21 protein-coding genes and 1 pseudogene are annotated in these 16,935 nt (G+C 73.2%); 13 read left to right on the forward strand and 9 right to left on the reverse strand.

Going from position 1 to position 16,935, the window contains the following annotated elements:
* Nucleotides 1–108 (forward strand): annotated as a pseudogene (locus tag ABD52_RS40350) (IS5/IS1182 family transposase); the annotation flags it as partial.
* Nucleotides 109–123: 15 nt separating this feature from the next.
* Here the strand turns inward: ABD52_RS40350 and ABD52_RS30420 are convergent.
* Entirely contained in the window at nt 124–717 is a 594-nt protein-coding gene (locus ABD52_RS30420) for a TetR/AcrR family transcriptional regulator (protein ID WP_013286313.1), read from the reverse strand.
* Nucleotides 718–830: 113 nt separating this feature from the next.
* Between ABD52_RS30420 and ABD52_RS30425 the strand changes: the two genes are divergently transcribed.
* Nucleotides 831–2,018, forward strand: a complete 1,188-nt coding sequence (locus ABD52_RS30425; RefSeq protein WP_047894031.1) for a macrolide family glycosyltransferase — start codon at nt 831–833, stop codon at nt 2,016–2,018.
* Nucleotides 2,019–2,061: 43 nt separating this feature from the next.
* On the opposite strand, the gene ABD52_RS30430 is transcribed toward ABD52_RS30425, so the two are convergent.
* The gene (locus ABD52_RS30430) at nt 2,062–2,598 is read right to left on the reverse strand and encodes a DUF1062 domain-containing protein (protein WP_235437602.1); all 537 of its coding nucleotides are present in this window, start codon (nt 2,596–2,598) and stop codon (nt 2,062–2,064) included.
* Nucleotides 2,599–2,931: 333 nt separating this feature from the next.
* Here ABD52_RS30430 and ABD52_RS30435 point away from each other — a divergent pair, with 333 nt between their 5' ends.
* Together ABD52_RS30435 and ABD52_RS30440 are read left to right on the forward strand one after the other, a co-directional pair.
* Complete coding sequence (locus ABD52_RS30435) at nt 2,932–3,549, forward strand: TetR family transcriptional regulator (protein WP_047894032.1); 618 nt, start codon at nt 2,932–2,934, stop codon at nt 3,547–3,549.
* Between the two features lie 62 nt (nt 3,550–3,611).
* Nucleotides 3,612–5,183, forward strand: coding sequence for an MDR family MFS transporter (locus ABD52_RS30440; RefSeq protein WP_047894033.1), 1,572 nt, complete (start codon nt 3,612–3,614; stop codon nt 5,181–5,183).
* 67 nt (nt 5,184–5,250) lie between these two features.
* Here ABD52_RS30440 and ABD52_RS30445 read toward each other — a convergent pair whose 3' ends face one another.
* The 3 genes from ABD52_RS30445 to ABD52_RS30455 all read right to left on the reverse strand — a co-directional run bounded on the left by ABD52_RS30445 (nt 5,251) and on the right by ABD52_RS30455 (nt 8,076).
* Nucleotides 5,251–5,559, reverse strand: a complete 309-nt coding sequence (locus ABD52_RS30445; RefSeq protein ID WP_013286318.1) for a hypothetical protein — start codon at nt 5,557–5,559, stop codon at nt 5,251–5,253.
* Between the two features lie 143 nt (nt 5,560–5,702).
* Entirely contained in the window at nt 5,703–6,521 is an 819-nt protein-coding gene (locus ABD52_RS30450) for a TIGR04222 domain-containing membrane protein (protein WP_013286319.1), read from the reverse strand.
* Between the two features lie 13 nt (nt 6,522–6,534).
* Complete coding sequence (locus ABD52_RS30455; protein ID WP_047894034.1) at nt 6,535–8,076, reverse strand: glycosyltransferase family 39 protein; 1,542 nt, start codon at nt 8,074–8,076, stop codon at nt 6,535–6,537.
* Nucleotides 8,077–8,184: 108 nt separating this feature from the next.
* On the opposite strand from ABD52_RS30455, the gene ABD52_RS30460 reads away from it, so the two are divergent.
* From ABD52_RS30460 to ABD52_RS30485, 6 genes are all read left to right on the forward strand, one after another.
* Nucleotides 8,185–8,673: a GNAT family N-acetyltransferase gene (locus ABD52_RS30460; protein ID WP_013286321.1), complete on the forward strand. Its 489-nt coding sequence runs from the start codon at nt 8,185–8,187 to the stop codon at nt 8,671–8,673.
* 67 nt (nt 8,674–8,740) lie between these two features.
* Nucleotides 8,741–9,295: an isochorismatase family protein gene (locus ABD52_RS30465; RefSeq protein WP_047894035.1), complete on the forward strand. Its 555-nt coding sequence runs from the start codon at nt 8,741–8,743 to the stop codon at nt 9,293–9,295.
* 132 nt (nt 9,296–9,427) lie between these two features.
* Nucleotides 9,428–9,955, forward strand: coding sequence for a DUF2087 domain-containing protein (locus tag ABD52_RS30470; protein ID WP_047894036.1), 528 nt, complete (start codon nt 9,428–9,430; stop codon nt 9,953–9,955).
* Nucleotides 9,952–10,461 carry a GNAT family N-acetyltransferase gene (locus tag ABD52_RS30475; RefSeq protein ID WP_235437603.1) on the forward strand — a complete coding sequence of 170 codons (510 nt, stop codon included), beginning with the start codon at nt 9,952–9,954 and terminating at the stop codon, nt 10,459–10,461. The genes ABD52_RS30470 and ABD52_RS30475 overlap by 4 nt, the downstream gene beginning before the upstream one ends.
* A gap of 74 nt (nt 10,462–10,535) precedes the next feature.
* The gene (locus tag ABD52_RS30480) at nt 10,536–10,970 is read left to right on the forward strand and encodes an Hsp20/alpha crystallin family protein (protein WP_013286325.1); all 435 of its coding nucleotides are present in this window, start codon (nt 10,536–10,538) and stop codon (nt 10,968–10,970) included.
* Between the two features lie 113 nt (nt 10,971–11,083).
* A complete protein-coding gene (locus ABD52_RS30485; RefSeq protein WP_047894037.1) occupies nt 11,084–12,073 on the forward strand; it encodes a tyrosine-type recombinase/integrase in 990 nt (329 codons plus the stop codon).
* A gap of 55 nt (nt 12,074–12,128) precedes the next feature.
* On the opposite strand, the gene ABD52_RS30490 is transcribed toward ABD52_RS30485, so the two are convergent.
* A complete protein-coding gene (locus tag ABD52_RS30490; protein ID WP_013286327.1) occupies nt 12,129–12,500 on the reverse strand; it encodes a VOC family protein in 372 nt (123 codons plus the stop codon).
* A 99-nt stretch (nt 12,501–12,599) separates the two neighbouring features.
* Here ABD52_RS30490 and ABD52_RS30495 point away from each other — a divergent pair, with 99 nt between their 5' ends.
* Nucleotides 12,600–13,058 (forward strand): hypothetical protein, encoded by a 459-nt coding sequence (locus tag ABD52_RS30495; protein WP_047894038.1) that lies wholly within the window; start codon nt 12,600–12,602, stop codon nt 13,056–13,058.
* Between the two features lie 3 nt (nt 13,059–13,061).
* On the opposite strand, the gene ABD52_RS30500 is transcribed toward ABD52_RS30495, so the two are convergent.
* The 3 genes from ABD52_RS30500 to ABD52_RS30510 form a co-directional block, all read right to left on the reverse strand.
* Nucleotides 13,062–13,736 carry a thymidine kinase gene (locus ABD52_RS30500; protein WP_085983679.1) on the reverse strand — a complete coding sequence of 225 codons (675 nt, stop codon included), beginning with the start codon at nt 13,734–13,736 and terminating at the stop codon, nt 13,062–13,064.
* Nucleotides 13,737–13,842: 106 nt separating this feature from the next.
* Nucleotides 13,843–15,240, reverse strand: a complete 1,398-nt coding sequence (locus ABD52_RS30505; RefSeq protein WP_013286330.1) for an MFS transporter — start codon at nt 15,238–15,240, stop codon at nt 13,843–13,845.
* Nucleotides 15,241–15,260: 20 nt separating this feature from the next.
* Nucleotides 15,261–16,028, reverse strand: a complete 768-nt coding sequence (locus ABD52_RS30510; RefSeq protein WP_047894039.1) for a glycerophosphodiester phosphodiesterase family protein — start codon at nt 16,026–16,028, stop codon at nt 15,261–15,263.
* A gap of 88 nt (nt 16,029–16,116) precedes the next feature.
* Between ABD52_RS30510 and ABD52_RS30515 the strand changes: the two genes are divergently transcribed.
* On the forward strand, nt 16,117–16,566 hold the full coding sequence (locus ABD52_RS30515; RefSeq protein WP_013286332.1) for a helix-turn-helix domain-containing protein: 450 nt from the start codon (nt 16,117–16,119) through the stop codon (nt 16,564–16,566).
* The gene (locus ABD52_RS30520; protein WP_013286333.1) at nt 16,559–16,927 is read left to right on the forward strand and encodes a DUF4180 domain-containing protein; all 369 of its coding nucleotides are present in this window, start codon (nt 16,559–16,561) and stop codon (nt 16,925–16,927) included. Before ABD52_RS30515 ends, ABD52_RS30520 begins: the two co-directional genes overlap by 8 nt.
* The last annotated feature ends 8 nt before the right edge of the window (nt 16,928–16,935 follow it).

A 16,935-nucleotide genomic window follows, 5' to 3' on the forward strand; every position in this document is an offset into this window, starting at 1 on the left:
TTCAACCGACTCAAGCAATGGCGTGACCTGGCCACCCGCTACGCCAAACGCGCATCCCTCTACCGAGCCAGCCTGATCCTCATCGCCGCCATCATCTGGCTTCCATGATCGACAGGACAGGCCCTAGCCGCGGGTGCTCGTTGACGGGGTGACGGCGGCGACGACCAGGTCGACGATGCCGTCGGCGTAGTCGTCGGTCAGCGGGCCGTTGCGCAGCAGCCAGCGGTGGTAGAGCGGGCCGAACAGCAGCTCCACCACCTGGTCCAGGGGAGCGTCGGGGCGTACCTGGCCGGCCTCGCGGGCGGCCTCCAGGCGTACGCGGACGGCGTTCAGCTGGGGGCGGAGCAGCCGGTCGCGCGCCTGGTCGGCCAGCTCCTCGTCGGCGAGAGTCTCGATGGTGACGGCACGGGTGGTCGCGGACAGCCGCGGATCGGCGAACTCGGCGACAGTGGCCCGGAGCACCTCACGGAGATCGGCCCGCAGGTCACCGGTGTCGGGCAGGGCGATGACCTCCGGCATGTCGTCGGCGAGCGCGTCCAGGATGACCGCGCCCTTGCCGCGCCACCAGCGGTAGATGGTCTGCTTGCCGACCCCGGCGCGGGCGGCGATCGCCTCGACGGTCAGGGCCGGATAGCCGGTCTCGGCCAGCAGCTCCAGCGCGGCGGCGAGGATCGCGCGGCGGGACTGCTCGTTGCGGCGGGTGGGCTGCGGGGTCACACCACGAGCCTACAGCGAGACGAGACGTACCGTCTTGACGGGCGCAGCAGCGCCGTGCTCTGCTTGGACACGCGAGACGGGACGTCTCGTCTCAGCAGAGATCAGGAGATCACGTGCCGCACATCGCCATGGTCAGCATCCCGTTCCACGGGCACGTCAACCCGAGCCTGGAGATCATCCGCACCCTCGTGCGGCGCGGTCACCGGGTCACGTACGCCAACGATCCCGCCTTCGCCGAGGTCATCCGGCGCACCGGCGCGGAGCTGAAGCCGTACGCCTCGGCCCTGCCCGCCGACGGCGGCGCCGGCATCGACGACCCGATCGCGCAGCTCACGCTCTTCCTCGACGATGCCGTCGCCATGCTGCCGCAGCTGCGGGCCGCCTACGCCGACGACCGGCCGGACCTGTTCCTCTACGACATCGCCGGCGCGCCGGCCCGGCTGCTCGGCGAGCAGTGGGGGATCCCAGCCGTCCAGCTCTCCTCGACGTTCGTGGCCTGGGACGGCTACGAGCAGGACATGGCGCCCGCCGTGGAGGCGATGCGGGCCGATCCGCGCGGCGCCGACTACTACCGGCGGTTCACGGCGTGGCTGACCGCGGAGGGTTCGTCGGTCACCGACAGCATGGCGTTCCAGGGGCGGCCGGTCCGCAGCCTTGTCCTACCGCCGGAGGCGCTCCAGCCGAACGCCGACCGGGTGGACCGGTCGGTCTACAGCTTCGTCGGCCCGGTCCTGGGGGACCGCTCCGACCAGGGTTCCTGGGTACGACCGGCGCGCGCAGACAAGGTGCTGCTCGTCTCGCTCGGCTCCGCTTTCACCCGGCAGCCCGAGTTCTACCGCCGTTGCATCGCCGCGTTCGGTGACCTGCCCGGCTGGCACACGGTTCTCCAGATCGGCAAGCACGTCGATCCCGCCGAGTTCGGCCCCGTTCCGGACAGCGTCGAGGTGCACCGGTGGGTGCCGCAGCTGGCCGTACTGGAGCAGGCGGATGCCTTCGTCACCCATGCCGGCATGGGCGGCAGCAGCGAAGGTCTCTACTGCGGAACGCCGATGATCGCCGTACCGCAGGCGGCCGACCAGTTCGCGAACGCCGAGCAGCTGGCATCCCTCGGCGTCGCCCGGGTCGTCGACTCGGCCACCGTCACCGCCGCGGAGCTGCGCGAGACGCTGCTCGCCCTCACCGCGGACCCCGCCGTGGTGGCGCGTAGTGCGCAGCTGAAGCGGCAGGCCCGCGCCGCCGGCGGCGCCGACCGGGCCGCCGATCTGATCGAGGCCGAACTCGCCACGGCGAGCGGCGGGTGATGCGTGGTCGCGGCGGCCGGGTGCCGCCGCGACCACGCCCCGGTCAGTCCTCCGCCAGCACGGTGAAGGTGAAGGCGGTGCTCGTCGGACGCTTCAGCGGGATGTCGCACTTGACCCGGCGCAGCACCTCGGACCGGGTGAGGCCGAACCGGCGAGCGATGAGCCGGTCCGGGCGTACCGGCACCGGATCCTCGAAGGTGACGTCCACCTGGACCGGCCACCGGTCCAGCGGCACCGTGGGCGCGTCCAGCGTCCACGCGTCCGTCCAGTCCAGGGTGAAGCGGCAGCGCCGGGCGAACGCCGGATCCAGCAGTGTGGCCGCCACCAGGGCGGGATCGTTGACGTGGTGGCCGTGCAGCTCGGCGGGATCGAACGAGCTGACGGTCGCCCGCTCGCGGACGGTGAGCTTGACGGTGCGGTCGCAGGACACGCACCGGACGAGCAGCCACACGTCCAGCAGCTTGCCGTTGGCGTTGACGCGGAACCGGCCCTTGGCGGCGGTGGCCGACTCGGCCCGGCAGACGGCGCAGCGCAGCGACAGCAGCGGAAGGCGGGTCCGGCGTACGACCCAGGGCAGCACGATATGCGGTTGGGATGACATGGAGACCTGATCTCTGAAGACCTGACGCGAGGCCGATCACGCGCGGCCTCGGACGCTGTGGCCGGGCGCGCGAGGGCAGCCCGGGGAGCCGGCGCGCAACGGCCGGCTACAGGCGTGGGGAACGTGTCAGGTTCTAGAGAGCAGGAGGGGTCACGCGGAGTCGTCCTTCTTCGCTGCGACAGGAGTGCGGGAAACGTACGGGACGTCCGGAACCGCTCTCAACCCGTTTTCCGGCGCCGGTGCGGTGCGGCGCCCGTCACTTCACTCACTAAAAGTTTGCACTGTCTGCAAGATCGCTCGTAGTGTCGTCGCGTGACCCCGGATCAGAGCCGCCCCGGCCTGCGTGACCGCAAGAAGCGCCAGACCCGCGCCGCCCTCAGCGCCGCCGCGCTGCGCCTGGTCGCCGAACGCGGCCTGGACCAGGTGACGGTGGAGGAGATCAGCGAGGCCGCCGACGTGTCGGCGCGCACCTTCTTCAACTACTTCCCCAGCAAGGACGAGGCGCTGCTCGGCGACCAGCCGACCGACCGCGAGGTGCTTGCCGCCCGCATCGTCGACGCCCCGCCGGAGCTGTCCGCGTTCGACGCGCTGCGGCTGGCCTTCGACGACGTGGTCGAGGCCGTCGAGGCCAACCGCGAGGTGTGGCTGCTGCGCCTGCGGGTGATCGCGGCGAACCCGTCGCTTCTTCCGCGGCTGATCAGCGGCAACGCCGAGACCGAGCAGGTGATCGTCGCGGCGGTGGCCGCCCGGCTGGGCGTCGACCCGTGCCACGGGCACCCGACGCTCGTCACCACTGTCGCCGGCGCGGTCTTCCGCACGGCCCTCATGCAGTGGGTCGAGCGACCCGACACGACGACGCTGCGCGAACTGACCGCCGAGGCGTTCGCCGCCGTCGCCGCCGGCCTGCCCGATCCGTACGCCTCGGCCTGAGCCGTTCCTACCGGCCGCCGCCGTCGCGCGGCCGCTCGCCCGTGCACACGACAAGGAGTTCGATGACCACCGCCACTGTTCCGCCCGCCGAGACGGGTACGCGGATGTCACGCCGGGAGGTCCTCCAGGCGTTGTCCGGCCTGATGGTCGGCATGTTCGTGGCGATCCTCGCCTCGACGGTGGTGGCGAACGCGCTGCCCCGGATCATCGCCGACCTCGACGGCAGCCAGACCGTCTACACATGGATCGTCACCAGCGAGCTTCTCGCGATGACCGCGACGGTGCCGCTGTGGGGCAAGATGGCCGACCTCTACAGCAAGAAGCTGCTCATCCAGCTGTCCCTCGGCCTGTTCGTGGCCGGTTCGCTGGTCGCCGGGTTCACCCCGAACGTCGAGGTGCTGCTGCTCAGCCGGGTCATCCAGGGCATCGGTGCGGGCGGCATGACAGCGCTCGCCACGATCGTCATGGCCGCCATGATCCCGCCGCGGGAGCTGGGCCGGTACGCCGGCATCTTCGGCGCCGTGTTCGGTGTCGGCACCATCGCCGGTCCGCTGATCGGCGGTGTCCTGGTCGACACGTCCTGGCTCGGCTGGCGCTGGTGTTTCCTGATCGGGGTGCCGTTCAGCCTGCTGTCCATCGCGCTGCTGCAGAAGACGCTGCACCTGCCGGTGGTGCGCCGCAAGGTCCGCATCGACTGGCTCGGCGCCCTCCTGATCACCTCGGGCGTGTCCACGCTGCTGATCTGGTCGTCGCTGGCGGGCAACAAGTTCGACTGGGCGTCCGGCTGGACCGCGCTGCTGGTCGGCGGCGGGCTGGCGCTGCTCGCGCTCGCCGTGTTCGTCGAGTCCCGCACCGAGGAGCCGATCATCCCGCTCGGCATCTTCCGTAACCGCACCGTCAGTCTCACCACGATCGCGAGCATCCTCGTGGGCGTGGCGATGTTCGGCGGCACCGTGTTCCTGTCGCAGTACTTCCAGACCTCGCTGGGCAAGTCGCCGACCGCGGCCGGCCTGATGAGCCTGCCGATGGTCCTCGGCCTGCTGGTCTCCTCGACGGTGGCGGGTCAGCTGATCACCAAGTACGGCCGCTGGAAGATGTTCCTGGTCGCCGGCGCCGCGGTGATGACGGTCGGCATGCTGCTGCTGAGCACCATCGACGCGAAGACGAGCGTGCCGGTGCTGTCGGTGTACATGGCGGTGCTGGGTGTCGGCGTGGGCATGCTTCTGCAGAACCTGGTGCTGGCCGCGCAGAACGACGTACCGGCCGCCGAACTCGGCGCGGCCACCTCGGTGCTGACGTTCTTCCGCAGCATGGGCGGCGCGGTCGGCGTGAGCGCGCTCGGCGCGGTCCTGGCGAACCGGGTGACCTCGCTGACCGTCGAGCGGCTGGGGCCGATCGCGGCCGGCGGCGGTTCGGCCGAGGTGCCGGACCTGTCCGCCCTGCCGGAGCCGGTGCTGCGGATCGTGCAGGACGTCTACGGCATCGCCACGTCGGAGATGTTCCTCATCGGCGCGCCGTTCGCGCTGCTCGCCCTGATCGTCGTGCTGTTCATCAAGGAGAAGCCGCTGAACACGCTCAGCGGCGACGAGCGCCGGGCCCGCGAGGAGGCGGCTGCCGCCGCCGGCATGCACTGACCGCGTCCGGTGGAGCGTGGAGGGCCGCCCCCGGGAACACCGGGGGCGGCCCTTTCCTCGCGTACGGTCAGCGTTCGGTTCGGTCGTTGATCTCCGTGCCGGACTCGCCGGGCATGGCGCCGATCGACTCCTCGGCGGCCCGGCCGCCGGTGCTCTCGTCGCCCTGCTTCAGCGAGCTGCGGGGCAGCCCGGCCAGGTGGGCCGGGTCCTCGATCGGCTGGGGCGGCCACTGGTCCTGCGTACCGTCGGTCACCCCGGCGCGGCGCAGCGCCTCGACCAGTTGGTCCGGCGACAGGCGGTCGACCTCCTGTATCCCGGCCCCGCGCGCAATCGCCTGCAGTGTCTTCAGGTCTTCGCTCACGAATGTCTCGGCCATGCCCGAGCCTTCCCGGCGCTCAAGACAAGGAAACCCGGCCGGCGCCCCGGCCTGCCTGCCCTCCGTCGATCATGACGTTGTGCCGGGCAAACCGGACACGGAACGCCGTCAACGTCATGATCGACCCGAAATGAGAGGTCTGGTCAGCGGCGGGCGGGTTTGCGGTCGGGGCGCGGGCGGTCCCGTTCCGGGTCGACGCCCACCTGTACGGCGAACGCCGGGTCCACGGCGAGCAGCGGCCGGGGGCCGAACAGGGCCATCCCGGTCAGCAGCGTGTCGGTGTCCCGGCCCTGCCAGACCGGGCGGCGCTCCGGGTCCAGGTCGGCGTGCTCGCGGCGCAGCCGCCGCAGCAACCGGCGGGCGGCGGCGCCGGTCTCCGGCACCTCGGTCAGCCACCAGCCACCCAGCGCGGTGGCCAGGCAGCACAGCAGCAGCCCGGCGACCGAGGCCGGACCGCCCGCCGAGCGCCCCTCGACCGCGCTGTCCACCAGCCGGGTCAGTCCGACCGCGGCGACCGCGAACAGCGGCACCGTGCCCAGCGCGATCCGCCGCCGCTGCCCGGGGGTGAGCAGCCAGCCGTCGCGGACCAGCCGCCCGACCGTACGGCGCAGCGCCCGGCCCACTGCGGGATCGGCGAGCACCGCCGCCCAGGTCTGCGGGCGGCGCAGCGCGGTGTGCAGGGCGCGCACCAGCGCGGGCGAACCGGCCGGGGGCGGTCCCTGCGCGTGCAGGGTGGCGAGTTCGCCGACGTCGACCCCGCCCGCGCGGCGCAGCGCGGCCACCCCGACCTGGCAGGCCAGCAGCGCCCGGTCGGTCAGGTACGCCAGCTCGACCCGGTCGGGTGTCGCACCGCGGGTACGGCGGCCGGTCAGTTCGCGTACCGCCACGGCGATCACGACTGCCACGGCGACCGCGCCGAGGTAGTCGAGGAGGAAGATCGGCCCGCTGACTCCCCAGAGCATGGCGGCAAGTATCTCAGGAGCCGTGGCGTACCTCGGTGTCCCAGATCTGTGACCACGGACGCCGCAGGCCCCGGGCGAGGAAGATCGGCTCGCCGTTCTCGTCGTTGTCGACGTCGGCCCGCTGGTCGACCCGGCCCACCTCGGTGACCTCGGTGAACCAGGCACGCAGCGGCTCCGGCCGGGACCAGCCGACGACGATCACCACGTCGGCGTCGTCGGGCGGCCGGCCGAACGTGGCCATGCTGTTGTGCCCGGAGTACGCGCGGGGCAGGCCCCGGGCCGGACCGTAGCGGGCCAGCGCCCCGGCCTCGCCGTAGTTACCGGTCAACACCACGGCCCGGTCGCGCTCGGCCGGCGGCAGCGCGCGGTGCACGGCGGCCACCGAGTCGGCGAACTCGGGCCAGCCGATGGTCTCGCCCGCGTCGTAGTTGACAGCGACCACGAACCCGGGCAGCCGGTCGGCCGGCAGCGTGGGCAGCAGCAGCACCGCGCTGCTCGCCGCCATCAGCACGGCGGCTGTGACCAGCAGCGCCTGCCGGCCCCGGGCCGCGCCCCGCTGCGCCCACGCGACGACCGGCACCACCCCGGCGGCGGTGAGCACCAGCAGCAGCGGCGCGTCGTAGTAGCCCTTGCCACCGGCCGCCACCACGATCGCGACCACCACCAGCCACGCCCAGGCCAGCGACCGGTACGCCGCCCAGGACGGTCGGCGCAGCAGCGCCACCAGCCCGGCGACCCACACCGGGACCGCGAACGGGCTGATGATCAGGAACTGGAGCACCACCGCGTCGATCCGGCCGCTGTAGGAGCTGTCGCCCTCGGCGATCGACGCGGCGACGTCGAGCTGCGGGAAGCCGTGCGCGGCCTGCCACACCGCGTACGGCACGGCGAGCAGCGCGGCGATTCCCGCGCCGGCGAGCACCCACCGGTCCCGCAGCAGCCGGCGCGGCCCGGCGATCAGCAGACCGGCGACCAGGCCCACGCCGAGCAGCGCGGGCAGCGGCTTGTTGAGCAGGCCGACGCCGAGTGCGAGCCCGGCGCCGAGCGCCCACCGGGTGTCGCCGGTGCGCAGCATCCGCACCACGCACAGCGCGGCGGCCAGCCACACCAGCAGGTCGACGCTCGTGGTGCTGAGCAGGTGGCCGCCGGCCAGCACGATGCCCGAGGCGGCGGCGAGCACCGCCGCGGCCGTCTGGGCGACGCGGCCGGCGCCGAACTGCCGGGCGATCGCGGCGACCAGGACCACCGCCGCGCCGCCGATGAACGCCGACGGGGTACGCAGCACCACCAGGTTGCCCGGCGCGATCGTGTCGGCCAGCCGCGCCAGGGCCGGCACGAGAGGCCCCTGGTCGACGTAGCCCCAGTCGAGGTGCCGGCCGCACAGCAGGAAGTACAGCTCGTCGCGGTGGTAGCCGTAGCGGCCGGCCAGCGACAGCAGCACGACGGTGAGGGCCGCGCCCACCACCAGTGGCGCGGCGGTACGCGGACCGGCGGGCGGCGGGCCACCGGGTGCGGCGGCCTCGCTCCGATCGACGTCGGCGACTGATTCGGCCACCCGTCCATGATGGCCCCGGCGGGTGGTCCGCCGATGCCCCGCCGCCCTCGGCCGGGTGGACGGAAACCGGTGGCCGGACGGCCGGGGCGGCGGCTAGCGTGCGCGCCGATGCTGATTCGTGACTACACCGACGCCGACTGGGCCCAGGTCCGGCCGATCCTCGCCGACGTCATCACCGCCGCCGACACGTTCCCGTACGACCCGCGGTGGCCGCCGGAGACGGTGCGCGAGGTGTGGGTGGAGCGCCCGCCGGGGCGTACCTCGGTCGCGGTGGACCGCGACGGCGCGGTGCGCGGCACCGCGAAGATGGGCCCGAACCGGCCCGGGCCGGGGTCGCACGTGGCGACGGCGAGTTTCATGGTCGCGGCGGACGCCCGGGGCCGGGGTGTGGGCCGGGCGCTGTGCGAGGAGGCGCTGGACTGGGCCCGGCGGCAGGGTTTCGCCGCGATGCAGTTCAACGCCGTGGTGGAGACCAACACGGCGGCGGTGGAACTGTACCGGCGGCTCGGCTTCACGGTGATCGGCACCGTGCCGGAGGCGTTCGCGCACCCGGAGCGGGGACGGGTCGGGCTGCACGTGATGCACCGGCGGCTGTGAGCGCGGCCCGGGAGTGTCGGGGGCCGGGGCTAGGTTGACCGGGACCGTCACCACCCGAGGAGTCGCCATGACCACGCTCACCGACCGTCCGCACACCGCGTTGCTCGTCGTCGACGTGCAGAACGGTGTGGTGGGCGGCGCCCACGACCGTGACCGCGTGGTCGCCACCATCGCCGGTCTGGTCGACCGTGCCCGCGACGCCGCCGTCCCGGTGGTGTGGGTGCAGCACCGCAGCGACGACCTGCCGCCCGACAGTGAGCAGTGGCGGATCGTGCCGGAGCTGTCGCGCCGCGACGACGAGCCGCTCGTGCACAAGGCGTACGGCGACTCCTTCGAGGACACCGACCTGGAGCCGGTGCTCGCCGCCGCCGGGGTGGGCCGGCTGGTCGTGACCGGCGCGCAGACCGACGCGTGCATCAGGTCGACGCTGCACGGGGCGTTCACCCGCGGCTACGACGCCACGCTCGTCGCCGACGCGCACACCACCGAAGACCTGTCCGCCTACGGCGCGCCGCCGCCCGCGCAGGTGATCGCCCACACCAACCTCTACTGGAGTTTCCAGACCGCTCCGGGGCGCACCGCCGGCACCGTCGAGGCCGCCGAGGTGGACTTCGCGGCCTGACCTGCCGGGACGCACCGGTCGCGCCGGTCGGTGTCGGGGACCGGCCGGGCCGCCGTCCGCCGTGGCGACCCGGGGAGCGGCGGCCGGAAAACGCCTCGCCGGATCCGGCGGGTTGCTGACAGGCTGCCCGCCATGACCGCTCAAGCCCTCGCCGGGGCGCTCGCCGACGAGCGCCGCCGGACCGTGTTCGCCGCGATCGTGCTCGGCGCCCGGGACGTGCCGGCCGTGGTGGCCCGTACCGGCCTGCCCGCCCGCGACGCCGCAGTGGCCGTCCGCCGTCTCACCGACGCCGGGGTGCTCACCGACGACGGGGACGGGCTGCGGGTCGACGCCGGGCGGCTGCGCGAGTTCGCGCGGGCCGGTGCGGCATCCCCGGCGGCGCCGACCGCGAACCCGCGCGAGACGATCCTGCGCACGTTCCTGCGCGACGGCGCGCTGACCCGGCTGCCCGCGCAGCGGGGGCGCCGCCGCGTGCTGCTGGAGCACATCACCGAACGCACCTTCGAACCCGGGCGGCGCTACCCGGAACGGGAGGTGGACGACGCGCTGCGCCGCTGGTGCGAGGGCGGCGACGCCGACCACGTGACGCTGCGCCGCTACCTGATCGACGACATGCTGCTCACCCGCGAGCAGGGCGTCTACTGGCGGACCGGCCCGTGACGGGCTGGAGCACGCAGGTCGTGCGCCCGGACGGGCCGGACGCGGCGCTGATGCTGCGCGAGTACATGGCGGAGATGGTGCGCCGCTGGTACGGCCGTCCGGAGCGGCCCGGCGAGGTGGACGCCGCGCTGGCCGAGGACCCGAGCGACGACCTGGCCCCTCCCACCGGGCTGCTGGTGCTCGCCCGCCGCGACGGCCGGCTCGCCGGGTGCGCCGGGCTGAGGTGGCAGCCGGACTGGGCCGAGCTGACCCGGGTGTACGTGCGCCCGGAGCACCGGGGCGCCGGGGGCGGGGCGGCGCTGATCGTCGCGATCGAGGCGTACGCGACCGGCGGCAGGGCGACGCGGATCCGGCTGGACACCCGCTCGGACCTGGTCGAGGCGCGTGCCCTGTACGCCCGGCACGGCTACCGGGAGATCCCCGCGTTCACCAGCGGCCCGTACGCGCAGCACTGGTTCGAGAAGGCGCTCGCGGGACGAGTTGACGACGCGGCGCAGGCGCGCTAAAACAGAACCAGGAACTTGAGTCACCCGGACTCAACTTGAGACCTTGGGTCAGGAGAACCGAGGAGGCAAGAGTCATGTTGATGCGTACCGACCCGTTCCGCGAGATCGACCGGATCGCCGAGCAGTTCTTCGGCACCACCGCCCGGCCCGCCGTGATGCACCTCGACGCGTACCGCGACGGTGACCACTTCTACGCGGCGTTCGACCTGCCCGGCGTGGACCCGGACAGCATCGACTGCACCGTCGAGCGCAACGTGCTGACCGTCCGCGCCGAGCGCCGCCGTCCCACCGGCGAGAACGTGGAGCTGGTCGCTGCCGAGCGTCCGATGGGCACGTTCACCCGGCAGCTGTTCCTGGGCGACACGCTCGACACCGACCGGCTGGAGGCCGGCTACGACAACGGCGTGCTGACGCTGCGCATCCCGATCGCCGAGCGCGCCAAGCCGCGCCGGATCACTGTGAGCACGCCCGCCGAGAGCAACGGCCACCGTCAGCTCACCACCGCCTGAGCACGTCACGCCCGAAGCGGGGGAGGCCGGAGCGCCGGCCGACCCCGCTTCGGCGTACCGGCGGTCAGCGCGCCTCGTCGCCAAACACCCCGCCGGCTGAGAACCTTTCTCACATGCTTCGCCCCGAGGTGCTGCCCCGCGCCCGCCCCGCCGCCCTGCCCGCCGGCCCGGCCGACGTCACCGAGGCGTGGCTGCGCAACCGGCGGCTGTCCGAGCACACCCGCGACGCGTACCGCCGCGACGTCACCGGATGGCTGACGTGGTGCGCCGAACACGCCGTCGACCCGCTGCGGGCCACCTTCCTCGACGTCAACACCTACGGCCGGGAACTGGAGTCCACACCCCGCGGCCGCGCCGGCCGTCCGCTCACCCCGGCCACCGTCGCGCGCCGGCTGTCCGCGCTGTCGAGCTGGTACGACTTCCTGGTCAAGCTGGGCGCGGTGCCCGCCAACCCGGTGTCGGCGGCGGACCGGCCGCGCGTCGACCGGGACCACTCCGCCACCGTCGGCCTGACCCCCGACGAGGTCGACGCGCTGATCGCCGCCGCCGAGGCCGACACCGGCCCGGCCGCCGCCCGCAACCGGGCCGCCGTCGCGCTGCTTGCCGACCTGGGGCTGCGGGTGGGGGAACTGGTCGCGCTGGACGTGTCCGACCTGGGCACGGAACGCGGTCACCGCAGCATCCGCTTCGTCGGCAAGGGCGGCAAGGTACGCCGGCGCGCGCTCACCCCGGGCACCGCGTACGCGGTCGACGCCTACCTGGCCGTACGGGCCGCCGCGCAGGGTGTCTCGGTGCCGCAGCTGACCGGTCCGCTGCTGGTCACCGCCACCGGCGGCCGGTTGGACCGGCACGCCGTGTTCCGGCTGGTGCGCCGCCTCGCGCAGCGGGCCGGGATCGCCGCGTGGGCGAAGTTGTCGCCGCACTCGCTGCGTCACGCGTTCGCCACCACGGCCCGCTCCGAGGGGGTGCCGCTGGAGGACGTGCAGGACGCGATGGGGCACGCCGATCCGCGTACCACCCGCCGCTACGACCGGGACCGGCACAACCTGGACCGGGATCCGGCGTACGCGATCTGGGCGGCGCGGGCCCGCCGCCGCGGCTGACCGCCACCAGCCGCGCAGCGGGCCGCGGAGCACTGCGGCCCGCTGCGCCGACCGGTCAGCCCTGGGGGCGGGGGCAGAGGCAGAACGGTTGCCCGATCGGGTCGAGCAGCACGGTCCACCGCTCGCCGCCGGGCTGGAACTCGGGCCGGGTCGCGCCGGCCGCCACCAGGTCCTTCTCCGCGACCGCCACGTCGTCGACGTAGAGGTCCAGGTGGTAACGCTTGTCGCCGCTCTCGTCCGGCCACGCCGGCGGCGTGTAGCCGGGCACCAGGCCGAACCCGATCGCCGGGCCGTCCTTGACGATCATGGCGTACTCGGCCTCGCTGTGGGTTATCTCCCATCCCAGCGCCTTGGCGTAGAAGGCGGCGTGCGCGGCCGGGTCGGAGCTGTCGATACTGATCATGGCGATGTCGGCATGAGCTGTCATGCGGACAGTCTGCCGCCGATGCCCGCCGTTTGCTGTCCGGTACGAGCGCGCGTCGCAACCGGCTGCGCGTCACCGTCCGGTTGCCTACCGTCGACAGTGATGGGCAGGCAGCGGGAGTGGCACCACACGGCCCGGCGTCGCCGCCCGCTACGCGCGGGCGTGCTGATCGCCGGTCTCGGCGTGGGCACCTGCCTGATCGGGGTGGCCGGGCTGGCGGCGTGGAACGCGCAGGTGGTGTTCCAGGCCGACGGGCCGGTGCGGGAGACCGCCGACGGGTTCTTCCGCGACGTCGCGGCCGGTGACACCGACGCGGCGTACGAGCGGCTGTGCGCCGAGGCCCGGGGCAGGTGGAGCAAGTCGGGCTTCGGCAGTTGGGTGCGGACGCCTCCGCAGGTCAGCGGCTACGAGATCGTCGACGTGTCGGTGGCGACCCGATCGGGCCGGCCGCACGGGACGGTGGTCGTGCGGATCAACCGGGACGGCGGCGGCAGCGAGGAGCGGGAGCTGCCTGTGGTGCCGGAGGGCGGCGGCTGGCGAGTGTGCGGAGATCCGTTCTGACGCTCAGGCACGCGGGCCGAGGTCCCCGGAGCGGTAGTGGCGCCGGCACAGCACCTGGTAGCGCACGTCGGCGGTGTCCACGGTGTCGCCGATGACGACCTGTGCGCCCTCGCGGACCACCCGGCCGCCGACCACGCGGGCGTTGAGCAGCCCTTCCCGGCCGCACCAGCACAGCACCTCGACCTGGATGCGGGCCACCTCGTCGGCCAGTTCGAACAGCCGCTGCGCCGCGGGGAACAGGCAGGAGCGGAAGTCGGTCGCCAGGCCGAAGGCGTAGACGTCGACGTCGAACCGGTCGACCAGCTCGGCCATCTGCTCGATGTGTTCGAGGTTGTAGAACGAGGCCTCGTCGCAGATCAGGTAGTCCACGCGTACCCCCTCGGCCCACGCGTCGCGGACCAGGACGCGCAGGTCGAGGTCGTCGGTGACCTCGACGGCCTCGTGGGCCAGGCCGATGCGGGTGGTGACCTGCGGGCCCAGCGAGCGGTCGATGCGGGTGGTGACCAGGCCGCGGCGGCCCTGCCGGGCGTGGTTGTGGTTCATCTGCAACGCCATGGTGGACTTGCCGCAGTCCATCGGCCCCCAGAAGAACTTGAGCGCGGCGGCGTGCAGCGGCCGGCCGTCGACGCCGCGGGCGGCGGCGCAGCCGGCGGCCCGGTCGTCGCCGGGCCCCGGCAAGGGGCGGGCCAGGCAGGTGGGGGCGGCGTCGTCGGTCACGTCGGGGCAGCCTAGTCCATCGACGCCGCCTGATCAGGCCCCCGATGATCCACGGGGGCGCGGCGGGTCAGAGCACCCGGGGCGGGGTGTTCCCGGCGGCGATGATGGCCCGGCGCATCGGCACGGCGGCCAGCAGCGCGAAGCCGACCACGAAGAAGATCAGCAGCGACACCAGGCCCACCCGGTACGACGAGGTCAGCTGGAAGACCAGGCCGAACGCCAGCGGGCCGAGCCAGCTGGTGCCCTTGTCGCTGATCTCGTAGAAGCCGTAGTACTCGCCCTCCTTGCCGGCCGGGATGAGCTGGCTGAACAGCGACCGGCTCAGCGCCTGGCTGCCGCCGAGCACCAGGCCGATGCAGCCGCCGAGGATCATGAACGGCACGGGCGCCTCGGCCGGCAGCCGGAACGCGGCGATGATCACACCGGTCCAGAGCACCAGCGACAGCAGCACGGTCTTCCAGGCACCGATGCGTTTGGCGAGCGCGCCGAGGGCGAGCGCGCCGCCGAAGGCGAGGAACTGCACCAGCAGGATCGTCACGATCAGCGTGCTCTGCTCCAGCCGCAGCTCCTCGGTGCCGTACTGGCTGGCGAGGGTGATGACGGTCTGGATGCCGTCGTTGAAGACCAGGAACGCGAGCAGGAAGTACAGCGTCAGCGGGTACGTCTTGATCTCCCGCAGGGTGCGCCCGAGCTGCCGGAACCCGTCGGTGAGCACGTTGACGCCGCTGCCGCCCCGGCGGGCCGCCTCGGTCGGGTGCTCCCGCAGCCAGCGCAGCGGCACCAGGGTGAACGCGGCCCACCACACGCCTGCGGACACGATCGACCAGCGGGCCAGGTCCAGCGTGCGCTGGGCGTTGCCCTCCTCGCTGAGCATGGTGACCGCGACCAGGTTCAGCGCGAGCAGCAGGCCGCCGCCGAGGTAGCCGATGGCCCAGCCGCGGCTGGAGATGCCGTCGCGCTCGTCGGGACCGCCGAGTTGCGGCAGGAACGAGTTGTAGACGACCACGGCGGCGCCGAAGGAGATGTTCGCGATCAGGAACAGCGCGCCGCCGAGCAGGTAGCGCTCGCCGGTGACGAACGCGAACGCGATTGTCGCGCCGGCGCCGGTGAACGCCGCGGCGGCGAGCAGCCGCTTCTTGTGCGCCGACCGGTCGGCGATCGCGCCGATCACCGGCAGCACGAACACGGTGAGGAAGACCGACAGCGAGATCAGGTACGGGTAGAACGAGCCGGCGGCGACCTTGATGCCCAGCGGGTACACCGCGCCGTCGCAGCTGTCCGCGCCCAGCTCGCAACCGGCGGCGAGTTCGGTGACCGTGGTGAGGAACGGCCCGAGGAAGACCGTGATGACTGTGGTCTGGAACGCGGAGTTCGCCCAGTCGTAGAAGTACCAGCCGGTGCGCTCGCGGCGGGTGCTGCCCGGTCCGGCGGGGTCGGCGACGGCGGGGGTGACCGTATCGGCCATCGGGGGTCGTCCTCGGGGGCTCAGGCGGCCCAGTGGCCGCGACTGCGATAGACGTCACGGAGCACGCTGACGTGATCGGTCATGATGCCATCCGCACCAAGATCAAGTAAGTGGTGCATCTGGGCGGGATCGTCGATCGTCCAGACGTGCACCTGCAACCCGATCCGGTGGCAGTACGCGAGGAACCGCCGATCGGCCACCGGCACCCGCCCGAAGGCGACGGGCACCTGCGCGGCCACCACCGACGGGGGCAGCCGTAGCGGCCGTCCGTGCAGCGAGGCCAGCCGCAGCCGGGCCACGCCGCGCATACCGAGGCTGGTGGCGACCTTCGGCCCGGCCAGCGCCCGCAGCCGGGCCAGCCGGGCGTCGCTGAACGAGGCGAGCAGCACCCGCCCGCCCGCGCGGACCCGGGTGACCGTGGCGACGGTGGGCGCCACGCCGCCGTCGGACTTCACGTCGATGTTGAACCGCACCTGCGGCCAGGCGCCGAGCACCTCGTCCAGGCGGGGCACCAGGGCAGCGCCGCCGACGCGTACCGAGGCCAGGTCGGCCCAGCGCAGATCCGCGATGCGACCCGGCTCGCCGGTGACCCGGCGCAGCGTCGGGTCGTGGAAGACCACCGGTACGCCGTCGGCGGTGGCGTGCACGTCGGTCTCCACGTACCGGTAACCCAGGGCGACGGCACGGGCGAACGCGGCGGCGGTGTTCTCGTCGCCGTCGGCCGCGCCGCCGCGGTGGGCGAACGCCAGCGGCGCGGGCGCGTCGAGGTAGCCGTGACGGGGCTGCACGCGGGCAGTATGCCCGGCCCGGGTGGCGCAGACATGGCCGGGCGGTGAAATTACCTATCGTTCCCCATCATCGCTAAGATAGGGTGCGATGAGTAACGACATGTACTCGGTGGAGCAGGTCGCTGACCTGCTCGGCCTGCACGTGCGCACCGTGCGCGGCTACATCCGCTCCGGGCGGCTGCGGGCCACGCGGATCGGCAAGCAGTACCGGATCACCCGCGCGGACCTGGACGCGCTGACCGGCCGGCCGGCGCCGCCCTCGGTGCCGGCGGCGGAGGTGTCGAGCGTCGTGCGGCTCGACGGCGTCGACCGGGCCGCCGTCGACCGGCTCGCCACCCTGGTGCTGGCCGGTGTGAACACCCACCACGACCCGGACCGTCCGCTGCGCGTGCAGACGGTCCACGACGAGGAGCGGCACCGCATGACCATCATGATCCTGGGCGATCTCACCGCCACCGCCGACCTGCTGCGCCTGCTCGACGGGGTGCTCGACGGCGGCAACGGCCTGCTCGGCGGCGGGGAGCACAGCCGTGGCTGACCTGATGCAGGAGCGCGCCGGCGAGCAGGTGCTGGTCTGCGACCCGGACGGCCCGCCGATCGCCACCGAGCGCGACGCGCTGGACCTGATCGGCGCGGCGTTCCTCGGCGCAACTGTGGTCGCGGTGCCGGCCGAGCGGCTCGACCCCGACTTCTTCACGCTCGGCACCCGCTTCGCCGGCGACGTGATGCAGAAGTTCGTCAACTACCGGCTGCGCCTGGCGATCGTCGGTGACATCTCCGCCCACCTGGAGCGCAGCGACGCGTTGCGCGCGCTGGTGGCCGAGTCGAACCGGCACGACCAGGTGTGGTTCGTCCCGGACCTGGCCGCACTCGACGACCGGCTGCGCACCACCCCCTGACCCCACCC

Source organism: Micromonospora sp. RV43 (genome assembly GCF_001029515.1).
Lineage (GTDB): Bacteria > Actinomycetota > Actinomycetes > Mycobacteriales > Micromonosporaceae > Micromonospora > Micromonospora aurantiaca.